The 24,050-nt window shown below is 58.6% G+C and carries 21 protein-coding genes and 2 pseudogenes; 8 read left to right on the forward strand and 15 right to left on the reverse strand.

Annotated features, from left to right (window positions below):
• Positions 1–351: 351 nt before the first annotated feature.
• The 5 genes from OHD62_RS33175 to OHD62_RS33195 form a co-directional block, all read right to left on the reverse strand.
• The gene (locus tag OHD62_RS33175; RefSeq protein WP_263791686.1) at positions 352–1,440 is read right to left on the reverse strand and encodes an HAD-IIA family hydrolase; all 1,089 of its coding nucleotides are present in this window, start codon (positions 1,438–1,440) and stop codon (positions 352–354) included.
• A complete protein-coding gene (locus tag OHD62_RS33180; RefSeq protein WP_263791687.1) occupies positions 1,430–2,365 on the reverse strand; it encodes a phosphoserine aminotransferase in 936 nt (311 codons plus the stop codon). Before OHD62_RS33180 ends, OHD62_RS33175 begins: the two co-directional genes overlap by 11 nt.
• Before the next feature lie 347 nt (positions 2,366–2,712).
• Entirely contained in the window at positions 2,713–3,735 is a 1,023-nt protein-coding gene (locus tag OHD62_RS33185) for a hypothetical protein (RefSeq protein WP_263791688.1), read from the reverse strand.
• A gap of 46 nt (positions 3,736–3,781) precedes the next feature.
• Positions 3,782–4,588 (reverse strand): SDR family NAD(P)-dependent oxidoreductase, encoded by an 807-nt coding sequence (locus OHD62_RS33190; RefSeq protein ID WP_263791690.1) that lies wholly within the window; start codon positions 4,586–4,588, stop codon positions 3,782–3,784.
• Positions 4,589–4,707: 119 nt separating this feature from the next.
• Positions 4,708–5,472: an SDR family NAD(P)-dependent oxidoreductase gene (locus OHD62_RS33195; protein ID WP_263791691.1), complete on the reverse strand. Its 765-nt coding sequence runs from the start codon at positions 5,470–5,472 to the stop codon at positions 4,708–4,710.
• 232 nt (positions 5,473–5,704) lie between these two features.
• On the opposite strand from OHD62_RS33195, the gene OHD62_RS33200 reads away from it, so the two are divergent.
• Positions 5,705–5,968, forward strand: coding sequence for a hypothetical protein (locus OHD62_RS33200; protein WP_263791693.1), 264 nt, complete (start codon positions 5,705–5,707; stop codon positions 5,966–5,968).
• Here OHD62_RS33200 and OHD62_RS33205 read toward each other — a convergent pair.
• Positions 5,911–6,618: a class I SAM-dependent DNA methyltransferase gene (locus tag OHD62_RS33205; protein WP_263791695.1), complete on the reverse strand. Its 708-nt coding sequence runs from the start codon at positions 6,616–6,618 to the stop codon at positions 5,911–5,913. The two genes, OHD62_RS33200 and OHD62_RS33205, sit on opposite strands and share 58 nt — an antisense overlap.
• 1,065 nt (positions 6,619–7,683) lie before the next feature.
• Between OHD62_RS33205 and OHD62_RS35860 the strand changes: the two are divergent.
• The 3 genes and pseudogenes from OHD62_RS35860 to OHD62_RS33215 form a co-directional block, all read left to right on the forward strand.
• Positions 7,684–7,944, forward strand: a pseudogene (locus tag OHD62_RS35860) (transposase); the annotation flags it as partial.
• Between the two features lie 113 nt (positions 7,945–8,057).
• Complete coding sequence (locus tag OHD62_RS35865) at positions 8,058–8,354, forward strand: transposase (protein WP_412177454.1); 297 nt, start codon at positions 8,058–8,060, stop codon at positions 8,352–8,354.
• A gap of 55 nt (positions 8,355–8,409) precedes the next feature.
• Positions 8,410–9,501 (forward strand): annotated as a pseudogene (locus OHD62_RS33215) (IS1380 family transposase).
• Between the two features lie 378 nt (positions 9,502–9,879).
• Here the strand turns inward: OHD62_RS33215 and OHD62_RS33220 are convergent.
• From OHD62_RS33220 to OHD62_RS33230, 3 genes are all read right to left on the reverse strand, one after another.
• Positions 9,880–10,224: a LysR family transcriptional regulator gene (locus tag OHD62_RS33220; RefSeq protein ID WP_263791698.1), complete on the reverse strand. Its 345-nt coding sequence runs from the start codon at positions 10,222–10,224 to the stop codon at positions 9,880–9,882.
• A 430-nt stretch (positions 10,225–10,654) separates the two neighbouring features.
• The gene (locus tag OHD62_RS33225; protein WP_412177455.1) at positions 10,655–11,335 is read right to left on the reverse strand and encodes an OmpW/AlkL family protein; all 681 of its coding nucleotides are present in this window, start codon (positions 11,333–11,335) and stop codon (positions 10,655–10,657) included.
• A gap of 256 nt (positions 11,336–11,591) precedes the next feature.
• Complete coding sequence (locus OHD62_RS33230; protein ID WP_263791701.1) at positions 11,592–12,059, reverse strand: hypothetical protein; 468 nt, start codon at positions 12,057–12,059, stop codon at positions 11,592–11,594.
• Between the two features lie 736 nt (positions 12,060–12,795).
• Between OHD62_RS33230 and OHD62_RS33235 the strand changes: the two genes are divergently transcribed.
• Entirely contained in the window at positions 12,796–12,954 is a 159-nt protein-coding gene (locus tag OHD62_RS33235; RefSeq protein ID WP_263791703.1) for a hypothetical protein, read from the forward strand.
• Between the two features lie 281 nt (positions 12,955–13,235).
• Complete coding sequence (locus OHD62_RS33240; RefSeq protein WP_263791705.1) at positions 13,236–14,540, forward strand: lysine N(6)-hydroxylase/L-ornithine N(5)-oxygenase family protein; 1,305 nt, start codon at positions 13,236–13,238, stop codon at positions 14,538–14,540.
• An 829-nt stretch (positions 14,541–15,369) separates the two neighbouring features.
• Here OHD62_RS33240 and OHD62_RS33245 read toward each other — a convergent pair.
• The 4 genes from OHD62_RS33245 to OHD62_RS33260 form a co-directional block, all read right to left on the reverse strand.
• Positions 15,370–16,779 (reverse strand): NAD-dependent succinate-semialdehyde dehydrogenase, encoded by a 1,410-nt coding sequence (locus OHD62_RS33245; protein WP_263791810.1) that lies wholly within the window; start codon positions 16,777–16,779, stop codon positions 15,370–15,372.
• A gap of 508 nt (positions 16,780–17,287) precedes the next feature.
• The gene (locus OHD62_RS33250) at positions 17,288–18,685 is read right to left on the reverse strand and encodes a M16 family metallopeptidase (RefSeq protein WP_263791706.1); all 1,398 of its coding nucleotides are present in this window, start codon (positions 18,683–18,685) and stop codon (positions 17,288–17,290) included.
• Between the two features lies 1 nt (position 18,686).
• A complete protein-coding gene (locus tag OHD62_RS33255; RefSeq protein ID WP_263791707.1) occupies positions 18,687–19,997 on the reverse strand; it encodes a M16 family metallopeptidase in 1,311 nt (436 codons plus the stop codon).
• Between the two features lie 703 nt (positions 19,998–20,700).
• Positions 20,701–20,970: a hypothetical protein gene (locus OHD62_RS33260; RefSeq protein WP_006199620.1), complete on the reverse strand. Its 270-nt coding sequence runs from the start codon at positions 20,968–20,970 to the stop codon at positions 20,701–20,703.
• A 440-nt stretch (positions 20,971–21,410) separates the two neighbouring features.
• Here OHD62_RS33260 and OHD62_RS33265 point away from each other — a divergent pair, with 440 nt between their 5' ends.
• Positions 21,411–21,623: a cold-shock protein gene (locus tag OHD62_RS33265; RefSeq protein ID WP_263791708.1), complete on the forward strand. Its 213-nt coding sequence runs from the start codon at positions 21,411–21,413 to the stop codon at positions 21,621–21,623.
• Positions 21,624–21,869: 246 nt separating this feature from the next.
• Here OHD62_RS33265 and OHD62_RS33270 read toward each other — a convergent pair whose 3' ends face one another.
• Both OHD62_RS33270 and OHD62_RS33275 read right to left on the reverse strand, forming a co-directional pair.
• On the reverse strand, positions 21,870–22,346 hold the full coding sequence (locus tag OHD62_RS33270; RefSeq protein ID WP_263791709.1) for a MucR family transcriptional regulator: 477 nt from the start codon (positions 22,344–22,346) through the stop codon (positions 21,870–21,872).
• A 160-nt stretch (positions 22,347–22,506) separates the two neighbouring features.
• Positions 22,507–22,743, reverse strand: coding sequence for a hypothetical protein (locus OHD62_RS33275; protein WP_263791711.1), 237 nt, complete (start codon positions 22,741–22,743; stop codon positions 22,507–22,509).
• Between the two features lie 208 nt (positions 22,744–22,951).
• Between OHD62_RS33275 and OHD62_RS33280 the strand changes: the two genes are divergently transcribed.
• Entirely contained in the window at positions 22,952–24,007 is a 1,056-nt protein-coding gene (locus OHD62_RS33280; RefSeq protein ID WP_263791712.1) for a cytochrome-c peroxidase, read from the forward strand.
• Positions 24,008–24,050: the final 43 nt, after the last annotated feature.

Below are 24,050 nucleotides of genomic sequence, written 5' to 3' on the forward strand. Positions count from 1 at the left end.
ATTTCCCGCACCCTGATTAGTGATTTATGACCGCATGCGGGCTGTTCGCAAGCGTCCAAAAAGTCATGTGCCAAACAAGCTGAAGTCATGGCGCATCGGACAGCGGTGACGGCTTGGTGGCAGCTTTTGTAGCTCTCGACCAAGGCCTGAAAAGCATTACCCCCTCGTGATCTGCATGACCTCCTTACGCATCTTTTTAGGTAATTAGAATATAAATATTGAAAATATTTATTAATTCTATCTTCGAAAAATTTTCGAAATTGCAAACTGAAAAGAGACATATTTTTCATTTCTTGACTGCTGTTTTTCATCTATCAACAAGTCGAAACGTATCCTGCGGCGCAAATCGACCTACATTTTTCTTTTTGGGTAAAACGCTGCAAAACAACTGTCGTCGAAGATCTGATCGAGGCCCTTTGCTACATAATCGGGAGCGCCGTTCCCACCTTGACGCAACTTGCCGCCGTTGTTGAGGCCCGTTGTTACGAGAAGCGCGTCGAGCCCGGCAGCCTTTGCGCCCTTGATGTCAGTATCAACCTGATCGCCGACCATCAAAAGACGGTCGGTACCGGCCCGAGCGATGCACTCTTCGAAAATCGCTCTTCCCGGCTTGCCTAATATTTCAACTGAGATTGTAGGAGCTCCGAACGGCGCTAGTCCTGCTTGAAGCATTGGCCCTATTATGCTTGGTCCAAAGATGAGTGAGCCGTTCTTGCCAGGATAAATGATGTCCGCGTTTGCAGCTAATATACGGGGCATTTGACCCGTCTCGATCAGTTTGCGTTGAAAGGTGGACAGAATTTGATCAGCAGACCGTTTAAAATCGAAACCTTCGTCATCGAGCACCACGAGTGTGTCGAATGTCTCGGTCGCGTCCGCGCAATGAAGGTTTGCATGCTTGCCGAAGATGTCATGCGCAGCGCGTGGACTGCCGATGTAAGAGACTAGCCGCCCGGCGGCCAGCTCTCCGAGGACGCAATGTCGCGCGACCCCGCCTGCTGATACGATATGGTCGACCGCCGGAATCGGAAGTCCGGCGCCCCGAAGACGTGCAAATATCGTTTCGTCCGATCCACTGCTGATGTTGGTCACGATGTAGTATGGCTGACCAGACATATTAAGTCGTGCCAGGATATCGGCGGCGCCAGGCAGGGCGTCATTTTCGCTGATCAGGACCCCCGTTGCGTCGAAAAGTATCGCGTCATAGCAAGCTACCAGCGTCTGGGGAGGACGCTCGAACATTGGTAGGCTGTCGAGGGGCGCGGTCAGAGCACCGGCCGACTCCGTCTCTAGCTGAACCGCAAGCGGCGTAAGCGGCGGAAAGTAGCCGTGATGAGCCTCTTGCAATGCACTGATTCGCCAGTCCTCGCGTGCGATCTTGCACGAGCAATTTGGAGTGCCACACCTACAGCCGGAACTTTCTTGAGTATCATCGGTCATGAAGACCCTCCTTAAAAGGCTCTCTGCCACGCACGATCATTGCTTCGAGCGGCGTGCTGGCCTCGCACGTCTGGCTATAAGCCCAGGCCAGCCACTCGCATAAGATCGCCAAGTCATCTGCCTCGACCGTAGGTCCCGCCCATATCCGAAATCCCGGTGGCGCGTCACCGTAGCTCCAGATGTCAAAGGCCGCGCCTTCGGCTTCGAGTAGACGGATCATCCCCGCAACGATTTTGCCGTCGTCCTCTTTCTCGTCGACAGCGAGTTGCTCGCGTACAAGCCGGAGGGTAATTGAACAGGTGGAGCGTGCTGCCGGATTGGTGCAAGTCCAATCAATCCAAGGAGTAGAGTTCACCCAGTCGGCCATCACAGCATAGTTATCGGCAACCCTGTTCAGAAGCGCGGGTAGTCCGCCGCACGCTTCGGCCCAGTCCAGCGCAGAGTGGATATCCTCGACAGCAAACATGCTGGGGGTCGAGATCGTCCGTCCGCCAAAGAACGCTTTGTTCACAGATCCGTCGGCGTTGTGCAGTCTCATGAGCCTGGCTACAGGCTTACGTCCGCCGGCTCTCAGCCGTGCCTGGGCTCGAGGCGAGAGTGCGATCATGCCATGGCCGCCTTCGCCGCCAAGCGCCTTCTGCCATGACCAGCACAGAACATCGATCCGATTGAAGTCGATGGGCCTCGTAAAAGCTGCGGAGACGGCATCTGCGATCACAAGCCCGGCACGGTCAGGAAGAATCCAGTCAAGATCCGGCGGACAGACGCCGCTGTTGGTGCCGTTTAGCACTAGAACGACGTCGTGAGTGGGGTCGATCCCGCTCGTGCTCGGAAAATCTCCGAAAGCACATATATGCCGGCGTTGGGCCGCAAGTGCTAACGTATCGATCTCATTTGCCCAATACTGCGAGAAGCTGTCCGACACGAATGTCTCGACTGGAGACGGGCCGAGTAGATTTTGTAAGGCCATGCTGCAGGCCCCAGTACCTGAACCGGGCACGATTCCGCAAAGCCAGCTATTAGGCAGCTCTAGCAAAGAGGCCATGCGCCTGATTACTTCTCCTAGCCTTTCTGCTCCCTCGGAGCTCCGATGACTCCGTCCAACATAGCGCACCATAGTTGGGTGCACGCTCCAGCCGGGATGTTTGCGGCAAGGGCCTGATGAAAACCGTGGATCGGACGGGAGGGCCGATGGTTTCACCACCGCGTTTGGCAGGGTCATGGCTTCCTCCAAATTGGGAAAAAGAGGCACCTCGATAGGGATATCTGCGATCAGGCGATGTCCTGCGCCATCAGCGCCGACAGCTTTTCATCGGCAAAACTCATCCGTTCATCGGCGCGAAGCTCCGAAAGGCGCCTGATAATGGCGGCGTCAGACAAGGCCCCGCCTTCACAAAGCTTTTGAACATAGGACGGATGGATGAAGTTTGAGCCCGCGAATTGATATGCCGCGCTGCTGCCCCAGCCATACCGTTTGCGAAGCGGATCGAAGTGACGCAAGACGTGCTCGAGGAGTGCCCGTTCCTTGGACGTTTCGAGACCAGCGAGAAGCGGTAGGAGCTGCTCACTAGCCGTATTTCCTGCCCCGCGGCCCATGCCGGCCATGGTGCAGTCTATCCAGGTCGCACCCGCCACAGCGGCGGCAACTGAATTGACCACTGCATATCCGCGGTTGTCATGGCCGTGGAATCCAATGTCAGGCTCGATTCGATCGGCAAACCGGCCGATAATTTCCTGAACGCGAGTCGGCGTCATAGAGCCAAAGGAATCGGCAATATATAGCACGTCGATGGTGTCGATCTGCTTTACCTCCTTCAGGCACATCTCAACTTCTGCGGCATCTGCTGCATCGATCTGCATGAGATTCAAAAATACGCGGAAGCCCCTGTGAGACAACTCAGCGCAAATGTTCCGGCTGGCAGCCATGTTGCTGTAATGCGCCGCCACGCGGACGGTCGTGATATGTCCTGGCACTAGGCCTTCTGTCAGGCGGATCACGGCAAGGGGTATAGGCAGTTCGCTCGCAAGCACATCCTTGGCATCGATCATTACGCATGCCTTGACCAAGAGACCAGGAGCCACCTGTTCGGCCTTAGAGCTCGTCACGCTGGCGAAATATCCCTGGCTCTCAGGCTTTCCGGCGAGCCCCAGCTCGACCATGCGCACTGGGAGAATGTTGATGGTAGCGACATAGTCCGACACCAGTTCCGGCGCGAAATCCCAACCTGTGTAGTAGCCACCGTCGCGCAAGGTGCAGTCTAGGAAGTTCACTTCATCTGGTATTGCTCTTAACATCGCCTAGCCACCTCCAAATACCGCCACAACATGGAACCATCCTGCATCAGTTCGCGGCGTAGCCCCCGTCGACATAGAGAATCTCGCCTGTCACAAACGATGCAGCTGGGCTCGCGAGGAAAATGTAAGGCCCGAAATACTCTGACAAATTGCCGCGGCGGCGCATCGGAGTGAGTTCCATTGCGCGGTGCTGATAAGGGGTATCGAGATTAGGGTGCACTCCATCCATGAAGTTGTTGATGAACCCAGGTGCGACGGCGTTTACACGAATACCCTTATCAGCCCATTCTACCGCCATGGTACGCGTCAATTGATTGACGCCCCCCTTGCTCGCAGCATAGACAGCCAGGCCCGGTATGCCCAGCGAACTGGCGACCGAAGAAGTCATGATGATGCTGCCGCCGCCTTGATCCAGCATTGCTTGGGCGGCAAACTTCGCACAAAAATAGTAGCCCCGCAGATTGGTATCGACGACCTCGTCCCATTCCGGCTCTTCATATGACTGCGCTGGCTTAATGATATCGGTACCTGCGTTGCAGACCATCACATCGATCCGCCCGAACCTGTCGACCGTGCCACCGATCAGTGCCTTGCAATCGTCGTGCGACCGCACATCAGCGCGGATAGCCGTGACGTTGATTCCTTGGCCCGCAAGTTCGACCTCTGCTTCGGCTAGCTCTTCAACATTGTGCGAGGAAAGAACTATCTTCGCACCCAATCGTCCAAAGCAGGTGGCGAGCGACTTCCCGAGACCCCGGCTCGAGCCCGAAATGCAGACTACCTTGCCATCGACTCCGAAGAGCTCCTGGTATCCTTCTGCATCAGTCGCAGCATTATGAGCTGTATCTGACATAGAGATTTTCCCCACTCCAGCTATGATTACACGCATGAGCGATTGAACAGCCGGGATCGATGACGGTTCTGTTCGCGTTGGCTTCGTTCATGCGAACGGCTCCTAGTGCGACGAGTCGTTCAGACGGTTGCACTCAGCCCACCATCGATGACGATTAGGGCGCCGCTGACATAGGCCGCGCGGGCGCTGGCCAAGAATGCAGCGACTGCTGCGAATTCCGAGGGATCGCCAAGGCGTCCGGCCGGGGTCCTATCCTCGAGCGCACGGATGGCTTTGGCATGGTCGCCGAGGCGATTGGCTTCGTGAATCGCGGTACTGTGGGCTCCAGGAGCGAGCACGTTTACGGTGATGCTCTCTCCCGACAATTGTTGTACGAGCGTGTGGCAGTAGGGCACTAACCCTGCTCGTGCGACACCCGACAATGCGAAATGTACTGGGGTCCGTACAATAGCCTCGGAAGCGAGCATCAATATTCGCCCCGCCCGCGAGCGCCGCAGATGCGGCAAAGCAGCGGTAACCAGATTTATCGAAGGTAAGAGCACTCGGTCAAACGCGTCGTCGAAATCCTTAGGCGTCATGACTGAGGGTGGCCCGGCAGTAACGCCCCCGCAATTCGTCACCAAGATGTCGATACGTCGAAAATGCTCTGCCGTTTCGGCAACCCAAGCTGCTGCATCCGCGCAGTCAGTCACATCGGTCGCGCGCGCCAGCACGTCAGCGCCTGTGCTGCGCAACTGATCCACTGCTTTTTCTAGCCGCCCCGGATCCCGCCCACAGATGGACACGCGGCAACCTTCGTTGGCTAGCTCCTCAGCTGTGGCCAAACCTAAGCCGCTGGAGGCGGCCGCGACCATTGCCACCTTGCCGTCAAGTCCCAAATTCATTTGTCACCCCAATCAAAGTCACAATCCTTTTTGGCTCCGTTGCAGGCAGCAAGCATGTGGCATGTCATACGAAAAATCCGCTTAAAACAACATGGGTGCCCTGCTGACAAAATGTCGGTATTGCTCTTAAGTTGGATTCACTACATTTGTGTCGCATGCATGCCGATAGGTTCCGGTTCTGAACACAGCGTTGGGGAAGCAACTTAAAGTTTTGGATCGAGGAGAATTGGTCATGTACAACGCCGGCCCTTACAACGCACAGGGCGGCGTGCCGCGCTACCAGCGCTCGCCGCGCGAGTTTCACGAAACTGTCGAGCCATTCGAATACGCCAAGGGAGGTCTTCTGCGTCGTGTACAGCAGTATGGCTTCGTCCGCATTCTCGGCCGCATCATGCAATTGTGCAGGGCCTTCGCAGGAAAGTCCGTCGCAGTAACGCGTCACGGCTTGGGTTCCTCTGGGGCGTTGGTCTTCTCGGGCACCTGGAAGACCCAATAGTGCGCGTCCTCCTCGGCGACGTATCTGCCGTTCCTCAGACACTGTGCCGGTATAAGGACGCCCTCATCTTGCAGGCGCCGTACCTCGCCTTCAAAGGATGTCGTCTCCGCATAGCTCTTGCGGGTGCTTGCAATGACGAAGCCATTCGGGCGGGTGACGCGAGCCAGCTCGCACAACCCATCCGGTCGGACGTGTCCGAGCGTGAGGACGCCGCAGCAGACGGTTAGGTCATAGCTCGCGCTGGAGTAGTCCGAGAGCCGCCCGTTAAGGTCGACGTTGCCTCGGGCATGGCGGTAGACGCCGGTTTGCCGGGCCTTTTCGGCCATCTCTTCGCAGAGATCGAACCCGTCAATCAACCGGAAGCCGAGCCGTTCCAGTTCCACGCCGACGAGCCCTGTTCCGCAGCCAGCGTCGAGGATTGAGATTGCATTTCGCTGCGTGGCCAAATAGGCCGTCTGCACGGCGCCTGCCAGTTCCGCCACGATCATCGGCCCGCAGTACCCGACGCGGACCTGGTCCAGATCGAAGCCATTCGCCCATCCGCGATATAAGTGGGCCAAACGACCGGCGTCGCCGTCGAGGGCGTGGGATACCTTCATGCGCTCTCGCGCGGCTTGCTCCGGTGCTGCCTGCTGATTTAGGGCGTTCATAACAGTTCCTCCGTGTGCGGGTGTGTGTTGGGGGGGGGCAGCATTGTATCCATGGGCGCGCAATGACGCGGCTGAAAACACTCGCAACGATGCGGAGCATGGCTTTTTGCGAAGGCGTCTAGACGCAAGATAACGTCGACGTCCTCTAGCGGAAATATGTGTCCACCGTCCCGGCTCGATCCCCGCAGCGGGATTGTATTGCAATTCCTGACCAGGCTGCTGCCGGTCCTGCATCGACGTGCTCCGCGATAAGTCATTGCACCCCCAATATGAGGTAGGACAAAAGGGACGATGTGTTTTTTCACCATCGACTGTACCCGCGATATGCATAATCAGAAAGTGAAGCGTTGTGAACTTCACGTTATATTATGCTGCAATTTTGAGAGATATGTTGCATGCTATTTAAAATAACGAAAACTAATTGACTTTTTGGCAACACAATTGCCACAAATGCTTCTGCTTGACGATATTGCATTGAATGGCAATGGGAGTGTAGGTCAGTATCCTTGCGCGTAAAAATCTCAGCTGCTCTTTTCGATCTCTGGGGCAAACTGGAAGAGAGATGTCCGATGCAAGGGCGGCGACCCTAAAGGTTCTAACTGCGAGTTCTGTCATGACCATCTTTTGCACAGAACCCGCCAGCCGCTCGATCACCAGACCAGTTAGATTGCGGCAGCGCATACGGCTAGGGCGTCGTCACTATCATCTAACGTCCGTGTCCGGCGCGCAGCGTCGCCACGAACGCCGTACACGACTTCGATCGCCCGGTGCGGAATGCGCCGAAGCGGTCAATGCCGGTCTAGGATACCTGTGCGCGGGTGGCTGGACCGGCGCATTGATCTGTGATTCCCTCGATCTGATCAAGGGATTGAGGGATGCGATGTCACGTCGGCGCATTGGTCAGGAAAAGTTCGGTTTCGCCGTTGATGGCGGCCGACATTCGTCTTTGGACGAGCTTGCCAGACAGATTGACTGGGCGTAGATCGAGCGCCACCTGGCCGTGATTTCCTGCGCGGCCAAGGGCGAGCCCGCTTGGCCGCCAACGGCCTTGTTCAAGGCGCCCTTGTGGCACATGGTCTGGACAGGACTCTGTTCGACGAGATCACCCGCCAGCTCAAGGCCAAAGCGATCCGGGTTAAGACTAGCACGCTTGTCGATGCGACAATCATCGCCTCGGCCAATGAGGATGATGACGAAGGCCATTGGGTCAAGCATAAAGGCCGACCAGCAGTCCACGGCTTCAAAGCCCATGTGGGTGCCGACGCCGATACTGCTTTGGTCGAGGAGATTGCGATCACGCCCGCCAACATTAACGACGGCAAAGCCGGTGCTGATGCGCTGCTCGACGATCCCGGCGAGGTGTTTGCCGACAGCGCCTATCGAGGCAATCATTTCGGCGACACAAAAAGGGCGGAACCCCTCGTGTTGTCGCCACCGGCATGTGGGGTCGGGACGAAGCCGAAATATGGGCACATCTTGAGGCTTGGAACCAACCGATCCACCGCATTCGTGGTCGCATCGAGAAAATCTTCGGCTCATGGAAGGGTCTTCGCCGGATGCGATGGCGAGAGCTTACCAAGGCAGGCGTTCAAATTCGCCTCACTGCCATCGCCTACAATATTCCTGATCTGCCGACAAAATCAAACAAATCAATGCAATGTGCGTCCCGCACACAGGTCTCCCAGCCCGGAAAATTCATGGCAGGTCGGCGGATGTGGAGCAAACCGTTGAAATGACGTAGGATTGGTTGCTTAAGCCGATCCGCGCCATATCCCGGAGACCACACCCGCCATGAATGATCCTACGCTGCCGCTGAACGGTTTGTCATCGATTCGCGGCAAGTATGTCGTCGCCCGTTTCGACGGGAGGATGCTGTCCTCGAACGGTGGCGTTGTGGCTCTGGCCGAGGTGGAAAAGCGGCTGCGTGTCGCCGAGCGTGTGGCGCGGTGCATCGACGATCCGCGCTGCCCGGACCAGGTCGTCCACAGCCTGGCAGACATAAAAATCGGCTTTCGCATGAAGATGATCGCCGCCGGCTACGAGGATGGCAACGACGCCAACCGGCTGCGCTCCGATCCGGTCTTCAAGATGGCCCAGGATGCGCTGCCTTCGGGTCGGAACCTGGCGTCTCAATCGTCTACCGGCTGGAGAATCTGCCCGGCGTGCGGCCGCTCACCTGCGCCGCCTCGTGCGGGCGATCCGGAGCAACTGGCCGAACACCTGGATCCCGATACGAGCCGACGGACATTACTGCAGTCCGCTGGTCATTGACTGGTGCCGCGCAAACCACGCCGACTTCATCTTCGGCCTGGGACCCACCACGACCCTGCGCAAGCATGTCGCGGACCTGGAAACCAGCACGACGGCTCGCTTCGAAGCGTCGGCGAAGACGGGCAAGGTCAGCAGGTTCAAGGAGTTTGTTGACGGGGCCGCCAGTTGGAGCCGCGTCGAGCGCATCATCGCCCGGGTCGAGGTCGGCGGCCAAGGTGATAGCCACTTCGTCGTCACCAACCTCGCCGGTGGAAAGGCCAAGGCGCTTTACGAGGATGTCTACTGCCGGCGCGGCACGGCCGAGAACCACATCAAGTCGTGGAAGAGCATCTCGCCGCCGACCGCACATCCTGCTCACGCGCCACGGCCAACTAATTCCGGCTGTTCCTGCGTGCCGGCGCCTACTGGCTGATGTGGGGCCTGCGCGCCACGATGCCGAAGCGCTCGAGTTTTGCCGTCGCGCAATTCGACACCCTGCGACTGCGCCTCATAAAGATCGCCGCACGGGTAGTCGAGATGAAAACCCAGATTCTCCTGCACCTGCCGACATCCTGCCTCGACCAGGGAATCCTACGCATCGTCCTCAGTCGCATCCCGAGGCTCGCGACATAAACGATGGGGCGTAGACGCCCCAAACGAACCCGCCGGCCGCAACCTGCAAACCCCGCCTTCCATCACGACGGATAACCGACCGGCGCCTAACGTGCTTGTCAAAAAGAATCGCAACAGCCGCCTGATCGCCGCTTCAGGCCGCCAAAAGCTCTTTGCCGTGCATCAAGGCGGCTAGTTGGTGTAGGCGCCCTATTTGGTTGGCCTCGCGCACCACTCGGCCGACACCACAAGCTCTTTCCTCGACCGAGGGCACCGTCGATCGCAGGTTCTGGGCAAGTCGGAAGATCGGCAGTCGAAGCCCAATTCCCCCATTTCGCAACGATCTTCTGATCGATCTCGTAGAACTTGCACGTGCCTCAAAGCGCGGCATGCGCGATGTCAGCCAGATCGACGCGAACGCAGGGGTGGAGGCAATCGAGACAGCCTGGAGCGACCGCCGTGTTTAATGGTCGTGACAGCATCGGACACCCTGGAAAAAATGCTTGCCAGCTCGGTGTAGAGCTCTTTGCCTGCACTGGTAAGCACCATGTCGGTTCCTTGCCTCACGAACAGCGGAACACCAAGCTCGTCCTCAATGACTTTGATCTGCCGACTGATCTCTCCCAATGTTACGCTCAACTCGGAAGCTGCGAGCTCAATCGAAAGGTGTCGTGCCGATGCCTCAAATACCTCGACGGCGGTGAGGACCGTGAGGGATAGGATGTCATAATAGCGATGGACCATCGAATACTCCAGTCAGATCGGCAATCACGAACCAAACGACCGCCTATCACGTCGCTTGCCTATAAAGTGCCGCCAGTCTACACGCGTCAAAGCAACACTGATCGGTCACTAGGCCCGTGATGGAATTGCGGCCGTCAGCCGTGACCCATGCAAGTTGCGTGCCGGCTGGCGCACCGTTGTGAGTTGCACCTCTCGTCCCCGCCGACACAGCATGCCCGACCGTTTGGTTGGGTTTCCGATATTCTTGTCCGGCTTCGAGCAGCGCGAGAACTGAGTGAGCGATGATTTCGGATACCTTCCCGCCCACGGGCAACAAGACCATCTCCTCCGATCCGGGTCAATTGCTCTGTAGGCCCGACGATAAAAGGGCGCACGAGGCGCGCCCTTCAAATCAGATCGGCTGCCAGCAAGTCGCCTTCGGTCTTCGTCATCAGAAGCGATAGGTGACACCTGCGCCTATCAACCAGGGATCGAGCGCCGCCTTGCCCGTTAGTTTCGCGCCGCCCACCGTGACGTCGAAGTTAGGCTTCAGGAAAAGCTTCTTCACGTCGAAGTTGACGCCCCAGTGCTGATCCACCATGTAGTCAAATCCGACCTGCAGCGCGGTGCCGAACGTGTTCTTGACCTTGAGAGCATCGGCGCTGCCGGCATCCTGGTTATAGAAGATCGTGTAGTTCACGCCGGCACCGACATAGGGCTTGAAGGCGCCGAGATTGGTAAAATGATACTGCAATGTGAGCGTGGGCGGCAGCAGCCAAACCTTGCCGACCTTGCCCAGTCCGCCGATCGATCCTTGGCCGTCGATGTTGGCATAGGTGGTGCCGAGTATAAGCTCCGTGGCGATGTTGTCCGTGAAGAAATAGGAGATGTCGAGTTCCGGTGTCAGGGTGTCCGAATAGGAAAGATCGGAACCGGGCACCGCATTGACGTAGCCCGAATCCTCAGTGATGACCCCCAACGCACGCAGGCGGACCTGCCAAGGGCTTGGCGCTTCAGCGACCCAGTCGCCTGCCTGCGGGGCGCTCGCGGGTTGGTCAAAGTCCGCCGCGACAGCCTGCTGTCCCCCCACGATGAGGACGGCGGCTACCGTTACTCCCCGCGCCACGCCCATTCGCTTTCTTGCCATGTTACTCTCTCCTTGCTCTTCAGAAATGATGCAATTCATTATTACGAATCCTGCCGGAATTAACTGAGATTGAGGGAACGTCGGCGCTCGTTTTGCCTGATATTGTGCTCACATTATTTGCGCTTTGCTCGCAATCATTGACCTGTGCTCGCTTATTGAAATGTTGCCCGTTGTCTGGGTTGCGCCACCTATCGAACGCAATCAGCTTGCCAGTGGGTCGCGCTGCGAAGGACATTGTTGCTCAGAGCAGTGAATGCGGCCCGCTCCTGATTGTCTTGCCGTAGCCGTGGGCGCCCGCGCCGGGCTCGCAGAAGTAAGGGCGATAGCCAAGAGTCTGCAGCTTTGCGGGCATCTTAGGCGCGTAGCCCCGGATGAACGCAGTCGTCCCGCTTTGTGGCGACAAGCAGGATCGGCGGACACGCGGTAAGGGTGGTCCGCCGCCGCAGTCCGCGCGGATTTCTGGCTTCTTGCCAGAATTGTAGAGGTACTGGCCGCGGCGTGTGATCAATAGAATCTTGTCAGGACGGCCGAAAATCGTCGTCAGGGCGTCGTCGTCGCGCTTGAATTGCGTTCCACCGAAGTGCTCCAGGGTCCTGGCCGACTGGCTGGTGGCCCAGGCAGGCGTGCGTTCTCCTTCGACATCTCCAAGCCAAAAATAGGGATCATCGTCCGGGGCATTCGACGTTGTGCGGACACCGAATGCGGTCATGTCCGGATAACGTGAAGAATGATGTCGACTGGGAAACAAGCGCGAGGTTCTCCTTCGGTTTGGGAAAGCTCAGTTTTCGCGGCTGCGACCGCATGTTCGGCGAGCGTGATCATGAGATGATTTCTCCTTCGTCCGTGCCGCAGCGCGTTTGCGGACAGCCAAGCATGTGTCGTGCCAAATGAGAAAATCGTTTTAGAACAATGAGATGGCTCTGATAGCGCTATGTCTCATGTCCGACATTGTCGGAGACCCGACAACGAGTGAAGTCGTAAACGCCTGATCGGTCTCCTGTGCGAGCTCGGTGGGCACCGCGGAAAACTCAAGCAGTGAAGCTCACCGCGAACTGGCCGAGCTTCGGACGACATCGGCGACGGGGCGATCGCCTGCCTTTGAGGCAAATCGCCAAACCGCTGGTCGAGCTTTTTCAAGAGTGCCTTAGGGCGAAGGATCTGGCAGATGTTGCAACTGCCCACCTTGTTGGACAAGGCATATCGCGATCTGTCCGGCAAGAGACACAAGGTTCTGCACCGTCCGCTCATGAACACATTGTGCTGGTCTCCATGAGAAGTCTTTTTGTGCGGAAGGTGCCCCGATTAGCTATTCGGAAAAGGCGACATCGACGTGCAAATCGGGCGTCGCCGTGAGGCGTCCCCCCTCAATGTCGGATTTCCGACAGGATCGCAAATCCGCCAACCAATTGCTTTAATAAGATTTTCTTCTCTGGCACGACCCATGCATGGGATTCTCCGAACGTATCAGCGAGATGTCGTCCATGATCATGGGCACCGAAAATGCCGTCGCCGCAATGAAAACCGCGCTCTCGCCCGCCACCAAGCCGCCAAAAGGCCGGCGCGTCATGGTCGAGCGGGCGACGGCGCCGGCTTCAAACAACTAATGGGCCTGGAAAGCGTCTCGGGTGACGGCGACGCGGTCATCGAGGCGGGCGGAAAGGATGGACGTCGACACCCCCTAACCAATCGCCGGCACGACCCGTCGATTGTCACCGGCCGGAATGCTCGGGGTCTACATTCGACAACCCGAACCCGCAGGACAATTTCCGCAAATTCGGTCGGGACCGTGGCTCGAAAACACCCGCGAGGGGGAGAGCCCAATGGCTATGGCCGATATTCGCTGCGAACAAGCCGCCAGTGGGAAAAACTATAGGAGCAAAGCTAAGTGGAATTCTCTTGCATTGGAGTCGGTGCTGGGCCGTCTAATTTGAGTCTTGCATGTCAGATACACGAGCAAATCGGGCAAGGCGCGCTGTTCCTGGATCGGCAAGTCGACTTCCTTTGGCATCCAGGCATCGCTTTCGATTGCTCAGAGCTCCAGGTCAGCCACTTTAAGGATCTGGTCACGCTGGTGAATCCGCGATCAGCCTACACTTTCGTGAACTACCTGTATGAGAACGGGCGTCTCTACCACTTCCTGAACGCACAGTTCGGGGCCGTGTTCAGAGCTGAGTTTGAGCAATACCTGAACTGGGCTTTCCACAGGAACCCACTTGTTCGTGGCGGGGAGACCGTGCACGAAATCCGCTTTGACGGCGAGTTCCGGGTGCGGACGGAAAACGCGGTTCTTGGCGCCAGAAACCTCGTGGTCGGCATTGGCAAGCAGGCGCGAATTCCGCCTCAGTTTGAGGGCTGGATTGGACGCAACCTGTTCCACTCATCTGCGGTCCTGCACATCGATCCTGACGTGCGGAGAAAGCATGTCTGCCTGGTTGGCGGAGGCCAGTCGGGGGCTGAGGTGCTGTTGCACCTTGTCGGCCTGCCAAAAGAACGGCGACCTCGATCGATCACTTGGGTCTCGCAGCGTGAAAACTACCTGCCCCTCGACAACAGCCCGTTCACAAACGAGTTGTTCATGCCCTGCTTTTCGGATCGTTTCGCCAAGATGAGCCAATTGCAGCGCAAGCTGTTCCTGGAGCGTTTCGTACTCGCCTCGGACGGGATTTCGGAAAGCACGTTGCGCGCTATCTATCAGGCGCTGTACCGCCACGCATTTCTCGAGCCAAACCCATGCGACATCACACTGCGGCCAGGTTGCAACGTTTCGCGCTGCATCAACGCCGGAGCAGGTCACAGGCTGACCCTGCAGAGGGGCAGGGACGCTGTCGGAGACGTCATGGCCGATATCGTGATCCTGGCCACCGGTTACCAGAACGCGGTGCCAGACTTCTTGGAACCGATCGCGGACCGGCTGGAGCAGGTCGACAATGAATTGGCCATTGGCGAAGATTTTTCGGTGTGCTGGGACGGACCGCCAGACTGTCGCATCTTCATACAAAACGCGAGCCTCGGGCAGCGCGGACTGGCTGATCCGAATCTAAGCCTGCTCGCCTGGCGCGCGCGTCGCATCCTCGACAGCCTTCTGGGGCGCGCGCCGCGCGCCAACCCCGAGCATCCCGGCTTCATCAGCCCTACTTCCACTGAGAATTGGTCCGACCCGTTGGCCGAAGAAATGGGCAGCGGGATATGACTCGGCGACTACTGATCATCGGCGGTAGCATCCAAGGAATGATGTCCACCTTCACTGCAGGGAAGGCGGGAGCCTTCTGCGAAATCATCGTGACCGATCAAGCCCTTTGGATCCGCCGGCATCCTATTATTCTGGGAGCGTGCGTTTCCCATGCAACTAGTCCCCATGATTGCTGGGCCTGAGAGCGGCCCGTCACCCGATATGCAACGGAACGGTTAAGCCGGCCGACGCCGAGCCTCATGCATAGGTGACGGGCCACATGGACCATATCAGATTTGGGAAGGCAGTGTTCAGTGAGCCGGATCCGGACGATTTGGACGTTGCCCTGCCGGCAGCAGAGGGAACGAGTGTAGGCACGCTACGGCTACGGCTACGGCTGCGCCGCCGGTACAGGCTCGGACAAAACCGGAAGATCCCAGGCATTCGCATTGACCTTTCCGGGATCGGCGGCAGTCGGCCGAAGTGCAAGTGAGTCAATCGGAAGGCTCTGGTTCAAATTCTGCCCCAGAGACCGGACAAAGCACAACCAGCGTTCATGATCGCGCAGGCTTCCAACCGACCCGCGCAAACGACAGCCCGGCGCCTTAAGATAATCGCGAGTGCCGCCAAATCGCTCGCAAGCGTTTCCTCCGTTACATGCGCGCCGTTTCGCCGACAATGCAGACGATCGTCTCGTCGAGAGATACATTCGGCTAGGGTAGTCTTTCAGGATTGCGTCGTTGCTCCGGCTTCCGAGCCGTTCGTCCACTCACATCGAGGAGCGATCCTCCACTCACACATTCGGAGGTGGGTCGATAAGCGGATCTCCGAATCTCCGCAAACAGATGCGTCAGATGCCGCCCAAGCAAAGGTATTTCATTTCGAGGTAGTCCTCGAGGCCGTGGCGCGAACCCTCCCGCCCGATGCCGGACTGCTTGATTCCGCCAAAAGGCGCGGCTTCCGACGACATCCGTCCCGTGTTGATGCCCACCATGCCGTATTCCAAGGCCTCGGCCACGCGCCAGACTCGCTTCAGGTTTGATGCATAAAAATAAGCGGCGAGGCCGTAGATCGTGTCGTTGGCCTCACGCACGACCTGATCCGCATCCTCGAAGCGAATGATTGGAGCCAAGGGCCCGAATGTCTCTTCTTGCGCCACTATCATTTCGCTGGAGATGTCGGTGAGGACCGTCGGTTGGAAAAACGTGCCTTCCTTGCCGATGTGTTTGCCCCCGCATCGAATTACACCGCCTTTTGCGACGGAATCGGCAATATGGGATTCGATCTTGACCAAAGCATGCTTGTCGATGAGCGGGCCGATGTCGACCGCGGGAGCGAAGCCATCCCCAACCGATAAGTGGCGGACTTTCTCCACGAATTTCTCGACGAACTCGTCGTGAACGCTTGACTGGACGTATAGACGGTTCGCCGAAACGCAGGTCTGACCGGCATTGCGGAACTTCGCCTGGATCGCCCCGTCAACCGCGGCGTCGATATCGGCATCGTCGAAGACGATGAAAGGTGCATTGCCGCCGAGCTCAAGGCTGACCTTCTTGACCTGGTCCGAGCACTGGCGCATCAGCAGCCGGCCAACCTCGGTCGAGCCGGTGAAGCTGATCTTACGCACCTTGGGATTGGTGCACAGTTCACGGCCGACAGCGTCGCCTTCGGACGCATAGATCAGGTTGACGACGCCTACGGGAAAGCCAGCCTGATGGGCTAGGGCGAATATTGCGCCAGCTACGAGCGGCGTCTGTTCAGCGGGCTTGAGGACGATTGTGCAGCCCGCCGCCAAGGCCGGCGAAATCTTGCGCGCCACCATGGAGGCCGGGAAATTCCACGGTGTTATCGTGCCAACGACGCCGACCGGCTGCTTGATCACCAGCATCCGGCGGTCCGTCGATGGTGCGGAGATCGTCTCTCCATAGATGCGATTGGCCTCTTCGGCGTACCATTGCAGATACGCGGCCGCATGCGACACCTCCGATTTGGCTTCGGCAAGCGGCTTGCCCATCTCCGCGGTGAGAATCGCAGCAAGGTCATCGGCGTGGTCGATAATCAGCTGATGCCAGCGCCAGAGCATGTCGCTGCGCTCGCGTGCGGTCAATGCCGCCCATTCAGCCTGCGCGACATAGGCCATGTCGATTGCAGCGCGCGTCGCCTCGACACCCATGTCGGGAAGTTCTGCCAGCAATTCGCCGGTCGACGGGTTAAAGACCTTGAAGGTCCGCTCGCCAACAGGTGTGCCAAGTGCCGGCATGCGGTCGATGGCGCCAAACAGATCGGGGGATTTCAGGTGGCGGATCATCGGCAGGCACAGGGGCAATACCGGATTCCTCCTCAACGCAGCGAATATCCATGTCGGCAGAATGTGGGGTGTATTCTGCAGGTGCGGCTTTCTTATAGGGCCTCGGCCAGACGGCTGGTAGCCCACGGTACTCAACTGAAAAGGGAAAGGACTTCGAATTCTCTGGTCGATGGCTCGCGGTTCTCACTGAGGCGAAAACTGGACAATCGGTCATCCGCTTCGCCACCCGCACGCGGTGCACGCTGGTGGCCTGTGCCTACAATTGCAGACAATCCTCCGGCGTCCACCATCCGCTCGAAAAGAGGCTTGCCGAGGAGGAGCGCTCTACAATCAGGCGAGAGTCGACCGGCTGAACCGGCAAATGCCTCGCCATGCCCCCGAGAACTGCTAAGCGAAACGGACTTCGCTCCACGCGAAACAGCCTCGCAAGGGGAGAAGGAAAGCAAAACGGGACCTGAGCTTATCCTTTGCCGCTCAGCGGCGGGCCGACGACCATAATAGAAGGCTCGGCCGAAAGCAGCTTCTTCGCCGCTGCCTTGACTTGGTCGAGCGTCACCTGATCGATGAGGGCTGGGCGGCGCTGGATGTAGTCGATGCCGAGATTGTCGATCTGCATATCGACCAGCGTGGCTGCAATCGAGCTGGAGGAATCCAGACGGGAGATGGCATAGGCGCCGATCAGATATTTCTTGCTCGCCTCGAGCTCGGCTTCGGTCGGGCCCTTCTGCGCCATATCGTTCACCACCCGACGCACGATGCTCAGCGTCTCGGCCGCGCGGTTCGAACGTGTCGCCGTCTCAACCACAAGTTCCTCAGAATGCTCGTTATCGACCAGATAAGAGCCGACGCCATAGGCAAGGCCGCGCTTTTCCCGCACCTCGTCATACAGGCGTGAGGTGAAGGGCAATCCGCCGAGGATTTCGTTCATCAGCACCGCGTCGAAGAATTGTGGCTCGCTGCGCGCGACGCCCGGAAAAACCAATCGCAGCGAGGTCTGTGGAAGGTCGCAGTTCACCTCCACATGCTGTCCGAGTTCTGCAGCGACATCGGCGATGGGAAAAAGCGTCTGCTTCTCGCGCAAATCGCCGAACAGCTGGTCGAGCTTGTTACTGAGCGTCTTCGCGTCGATGTCCCCGACCACGGCAACACGGAGCCCGTCGCGAGCGAAAATGGCCTTGTGGAAGGCGCTGAGATCGGCCGGCGTGATGCCGGCGAGGCTCACTTTGGTACCTTTGTCCGGCCTTGAATACGGATGCGTGCCGTAGAGTGCGCGCCGCCATTTGCCCTGTGCGATCGTCTTGGGATCGCGTTCCTTGGCGATGATGTCGGAGAAGACCTGGGCGCGGATGCGCTCGAACGCCTCCTGGTCGAAGCGCGGCCTGTTGACCGCGAGCCTGAGCAGATCGAAAGCGGCATCCTGTCGTTGGGAAAGCATGCGCATGGACCCATTGATGCGGTCGCGCTGCGCGATGAAGCTCATGTATGCGCCCGCCTCGTCAAGCTCCACCTGGAAGGAATCGCTGTCGAGATCGCCAGCCCCCTCTGCGAACAGCCCGGTCATCAGATAAGCGAGCCCCTCCTTGCCGATCGGGTCCTGGGTGGTGCCGCCCTCGAAGACAAAGTGGATGGTGACGATCGGTACCGTATGGTCTTCCACCAGCCAGGCCTTTATGCCCTTTCCAGATTTCACCTCCTGGATGTCCATCGCCGCATGGGCGGTGAGCGCCTGCTGGATGAGGAAGAAAATGGCGAGGAGAAGGATGGCCACCGGCATGGCGAGGCGCGCGGCCTTGCCTTCCGCCATAAGTGGAGAGGACAAGACGTGTGCGAAGGCGCCGCGGTGTTGGTTCGTCATCATATCAATTCTCCGTCTTGGGAAAGAGATAGCCGGTGGTCGAATGGTCGAACACCAGATAGCGGGCGGCAACCGCCTTGACCTGATCGGCAGTGACCTTGCGAATGCGGTCCGGCCACTCCATGACGTCTTGCACGTTGCCGCCGGTAGCAAGCGTGGAGCCAAACATGTTGGCGATGTGGTCCTGCCTGTCACGGGCGAAAATTATGGCGCGGACAAAGCGGTCTTTGGCCTTTTCCAGCTCGTCGCTGGTGACGCCGTCCCTGGCGATCCGGGCGACTTCGGCATCGGCAGCCGCTTCGAGATCGACGAGCTTTGCATCGCCGCGCGGCGAGCCACGGATGGTGAAGTAGGTAGCATCCAGCATGGTGCCCCGGAACCAGGCGTTGGCCTCGGTGGCAATACCCTGTTTCACCACCAGTTCCTGATAGAGCCGGCTGCGGTTGCCGCCCCCGAGGATCTCAGCCAGAAGGTCTAGCGCCTCGGCCTCGCCGGGCTCGGCCGTGCGATAGGAAGGCACCACCCAATACGTCGAAAAGCTGGGCACCGCAACGCGGGCATCGCTCAGCGTCACCACGCGCTTGGTGTTCTGCTCCGGCTCGACTGGGCGAATGCGCGGCGGCAGGTCCGGTCCGCGCGCCACCTTGCCATAGGTCTTCTCCGCCAGCGCCCTGACCGTCTCCGGCTCGACATCGCCCGCCACGATCAGCACCGCGTTGTTCGGCCGGTAATAATTGTCATAGAAGGCCTCGGCGTCGTCGCGGTTCAACTTCTCCATCTCCTGCATCCAGCCAAGCACCGGTATGCGGTAGGGCTGGTTCTGCCACAGCGTCGCGACGACCTCCTCGTCCAGCACTGCGTACGGGTTGGTCTCGATGCTCCGACGGCGCTCTTCCAGGATTACGTCCCGCTCCGTCTTGACGACGTCGTCGTTAAGGATGAGGTTGCGCACCCGGTCAGCCTCGAAGCCCATCATCTGTTCGAGGGCCACGGGCGCTACCGTCTCGTAGAAAGCGGTGTAGTCGTATGAGGTGAAGGCGTTTTGGTTGCCTCCGATGTCGGCCACGGCGCGGTCGAACTCATCGGCGGCGTGGTTGCTTGTGGCCTTGAACATCAGATGTTCGACGAAATGCGCGATGCCGGATTTGCCGGGCGGCTCGTCGGCGCTGCCGATCTTGTACCATACCATATGGGTGACGACCGGCGCACGGTGATCGGGGATGACGACCACCTCCATGCCGTTGTCGAGCAGGAAATCCGCCACCTTGCCGTCATCTTTAGCGGCAGCAGCCGTAGCGGTCGTCGCGAGGACCAACGCGGTTGCAGCGAATGCTCTGCGCAGCCGGTGCGACCGAAGTTTGACCGGTGTCGCAAGTTGTGGTGGCTGGTTGAAAGGCAAGGTTCGAGGCAAAGTGATTTGTTGCTCATTTTGATGGCGCCACGTCCACCTCTCCCCCCGTGGGCGGATCGGCGGGCAGCGCCGAGCCAGAGCATGAGCAACCGCCTTCATGGTACGAGGCCTTACTCGAGCCCCATCTTCGGATGGACCCGGGAGACCTGTGGCGGTGTTTCTTGGTGGGGCGATCATTGGACGGCTTCTCCTTGATCCGTGACGCATGTGCGCATGAACACGCAGGTACCGTGCCAGATCAGAAAACCGTTCGGCGCAGGTGATAGTTGGGCACCGCCATGTCGCGTAGCCGACATTGTCGCACGTTGGACACCGCCGATGACGCGCTTGTGGCTTGGGACGAAATCGTCCTCGTTCGCGAGACGACTAAGTGCGCTGCCTTTGGGGGATGGGATGCGCCTCGAACCGGCCGGCACTCAGAGGGTTTAGAATGGAGAGGTCGGTGGTCGCCCGCGGAACGCTGTCCTTGATAAGCAGGTCAGGGTCGATGCTGAACGCGAGAGGCGTCAGGAGCGTGGCGGGCTCAAGCGCCCGGAGTCGGCTCGCACGCGCAGACAGATCTTATCAAGGATCTGCGACAGTTAATGAGGCGGCCTATAAGCCAAGCCTATCTGGTCAACAACAGCCTGATCCTGCTCAATCTTGTGCGCGCCAACCGGCGCGCGGGATTGTGGAACCGCTCGCGGGTGGCTTCCACAACAAACAGCAAGGTCATCAAATCAAGCAGGAAGTCGTCGATCGCATGGGCGATTGTTTCCGACTTATCCTTGAACTGACCCAGCAAATCGCGCGCGTCATCGATCGCATCCGCGCCGGCCGTATCCGCATCAGCGCCGGCCGCATCGATCAGACCCTCGATTTTCTTGAAACAATCCAATTTCGCGAAACTCCTTCAAGCGCTTGCCAGGCGGGTTATGCACGAAGACGGCACCCTGAACCACCCAGCCTTTATCCTGGTGGCCCGACGAATGAGGCGTCACGCTAAGTGCGTCTCGTGCGCGATGCAGTTGTTGGATCGTCGTCAGCGTATCCTGCCAGGGTCGGTAGGTCGGATGGTCCCGTGATAGGCCTGCAAGAACCAAGCCATGGACGGGCGCTGCGGATCATTGGAAGATCGGGTGCTTCGGCCATGCCTGAGTGGCAGCGCTGGACAAAGCTTGCTGGTGATAGGCGGTTGCGATGGCGTGCGCCAGCTGCCCGCCGGGCGATCAAACAGCGCCTTGAAATTTTTCGTTTTGCTACGCCTCACTCTCGGCTATGAATCGGGCTGGCCCAATGGCCTGCCTACGTTACAATTGTTACAAAGGAATGCGTATAATGGCGACTGGAACGGTGAAGTGGTTCAACAGCACCAAGGGATTTGGATTTATCCAACCCGACAATGGCGGTCAGGATGTTTTCGTCCATATTTCCGCTGTCGAACGCGCGGGCCTTTCGACTCTCGCTGATGGCCAGAAGATCAACTATGAGGTCGAACAGGACCGCCGCACTGGCAAATCCTCTGCTGGCAGCCTCAGCAAAGCTGGCTGAATTTTCTCCTGCGTCCCGGCCAGAGTGGGCGCAGTATGTCAGCAGATACTCACGGCCGCTCGATAAGAGCGAGCAAGAAAGTGGTTCAACGGTAAGGCCGGGCAGCAGATTGCTGCAAGGCGTCGCGAACTCAAGTAAAAGCAAGCTGTCTGCAAAGGAAAGGCGGGATTGGTTCCCGCCTTTTTATATCCGGCGCATTTTAAGCCGATGGCTGCAGCGATCGAGGACGCATCTCGATTGCCGAAATCAAGCTGCGACCTTCTTGCGGGTCCGCTTCGCCGGCTCCGGCGTCGGCTCCGGCGTTTCCGGCTCTTTCGGTTTGCGGCCGAGCCCCATCGTCTTGGCCAATGCCGAGCGCGCCGAGGCGTAGTTCGGCGCGACCATGGGATAATCCGCCGGCAGGCCCCATTTGGCGCGATATTCATCCGGCGTCAGCCCATAGTGGGTCGACAGATGGCGCTTCAGCGATTTGAATTTCTTCCCGTCCTCGAGCGAGATGATGTAGTCCGGTGTCACCGACTTCCTGATCGGTACCGCAGGCTTGAGAGGCTCTGGCTCTTGTGTGGAGACACTTCCGGCCGTGCCTTTCAGAGCCGCGTGCACCTGGCCGATCAGGGCAGGGAGATCCCCCACCGGGACCGGATTGTTGGAGACGTAGGCTGACACGACATCGGCGGTCAGCTCGATAAGGGTGTCGATGTTTTTTTCGGCTTCTTCTGTCATGAAACTCTCCAGGCGGCGTGAAACATAGTCAGCGAAGCGTCGCTTCATAGTGCCGGTTGCCACTGAAAGCAACAAACGTCTCGACGGCATTATTGCGATGCTCGTCGAGCGGCGAGGTCTTTAGCGCGGTATCGCGCCGTCGTGAACGTTGGTCCGCCCGTTATTGGCGAACGTGCCGCCGCGGAGCTTCGCGCATTTCCAGGCGCGTCTCGACCGTGAGCTTGCGCTCAAAAATTGCCGGTGTTCTCGAAACGAAGCGGTCTATTTCTGTTTTGCCATCCTCTGTTTGGACTGTGAAATCGATGGCCGCGGCCGTGTCCTGGCGCCGTGTCAAGGAAGATGTATCAAACGTGTTCATTCTCAATGGTCGAAACGGTGCAGGTTCATCATCCGTCAACCGCTCTTGCTCCGGCTTCGGCGCCGGCGCTTCGGGGCTTGCCGAGCACCGCCCCTTTGCTTCCCTGAAATCCACTCGAGAAGAGCGTTCACTTCCGGGCCGGCCGCGGCTCTGCCGCGACCACAGGGGACCGGTCCTGATCTAGCGCAAGGCGCCCACCAACCGCTTGTCCCACAATGGTGCGGTGCACCACGCAGGGAGACCATTCATGAAAATCCTAGTGACTACGGTGGCTGTCGCCTTGCCGGTAGCTGCCGCTCTTGCTGCGCAAGCGATCCCCGAAGACCTCAGGGAGACGGCACGGGCCACCTTCAAGGCTTTGCCATCCACCACACCGGCAGTCGCCAACAACCCGATCACACCGGAGAAGACCGCCCTTGGCAAGGCCATGTTCTTCGATCCACGCGTCTCGGCGTCAGGCGTCTTCTCGTGCAATTCGTGCCACAACCTGGCCACCGGAGGCGACGACAATCGGGAAACCTCGATCGGTCATGGGTGGCAGAAGGGGCCGCGCAACGCGCCGACGGTATTGAACTCTGTCTTCAACATCGCGCAGTTCTGGGATGGGCGCGCCGAAGACCTGAAGGCCCAGGCCAAAGGACCGGTCCAAGCCAGTGGCGAAATGGCCAACACACCGGGTCAACTCATCGCCACGCTCAAGTCGATGCCGCAGTATGTTGAGTGGTTCAATGCAGCTTTCCCGGGTGAAGCTGATCGTGTCACCTTCGACAACTTCGCCAAGGCAATCGAAGCCTTCGAGGCGACACTGATCACGCCGGCCCCCTTCGATGACTTCCTCAATGGCGATGACGCCGCCATGACTTCCGAACAGAAACAGGGCCTGGCTCTTTTCATGGACAAAGGCTGCTCGTCCTGCCATGCCGGCATCAACGTTGGTGGGGACGGCTATTACCCATTTGGCCTTGTTGAAAAGCCTGGCGCCGACATCCTGCCGGAAAAAGACAAGGGCCGATTTGCGGTCACCAATACACCCGACGATGCCTATGTTTTCCGTGTGGCGCCGCTGCGCAACGTGGCACTGACCGCACCATACTTTCATTCGGGCAAGGTTTGGGATTTGAAGCAGGCCGTCGCCATCATGGGGACCAGCCAGCTCGGTGAAGAATTGACGCAAGAAGAGGTCGACCGGCTCGTTGCCTTCCTTAACTCGCTGACCGGAAAGGTGCCCGAGGTCGCCTATCCCATCTTGCCCGCCGAAACGGCGACGACGCCTCGACCTGTCTCGCAGATCTTAGGAAAATAATGGCCGGAGCCAGGGAAAGTCGCAATCAACAATGATGGCGACT

It is taken from the genome of Mesorhizobium sp. YC-39 (genome assembly GCF_025753795.1).
Classification (GTDB): Bacteria; Pseudomonadota; Alphaproteobacteria; order Rhizobiales; family Rhizobiaceae; genus Mesorhizobium.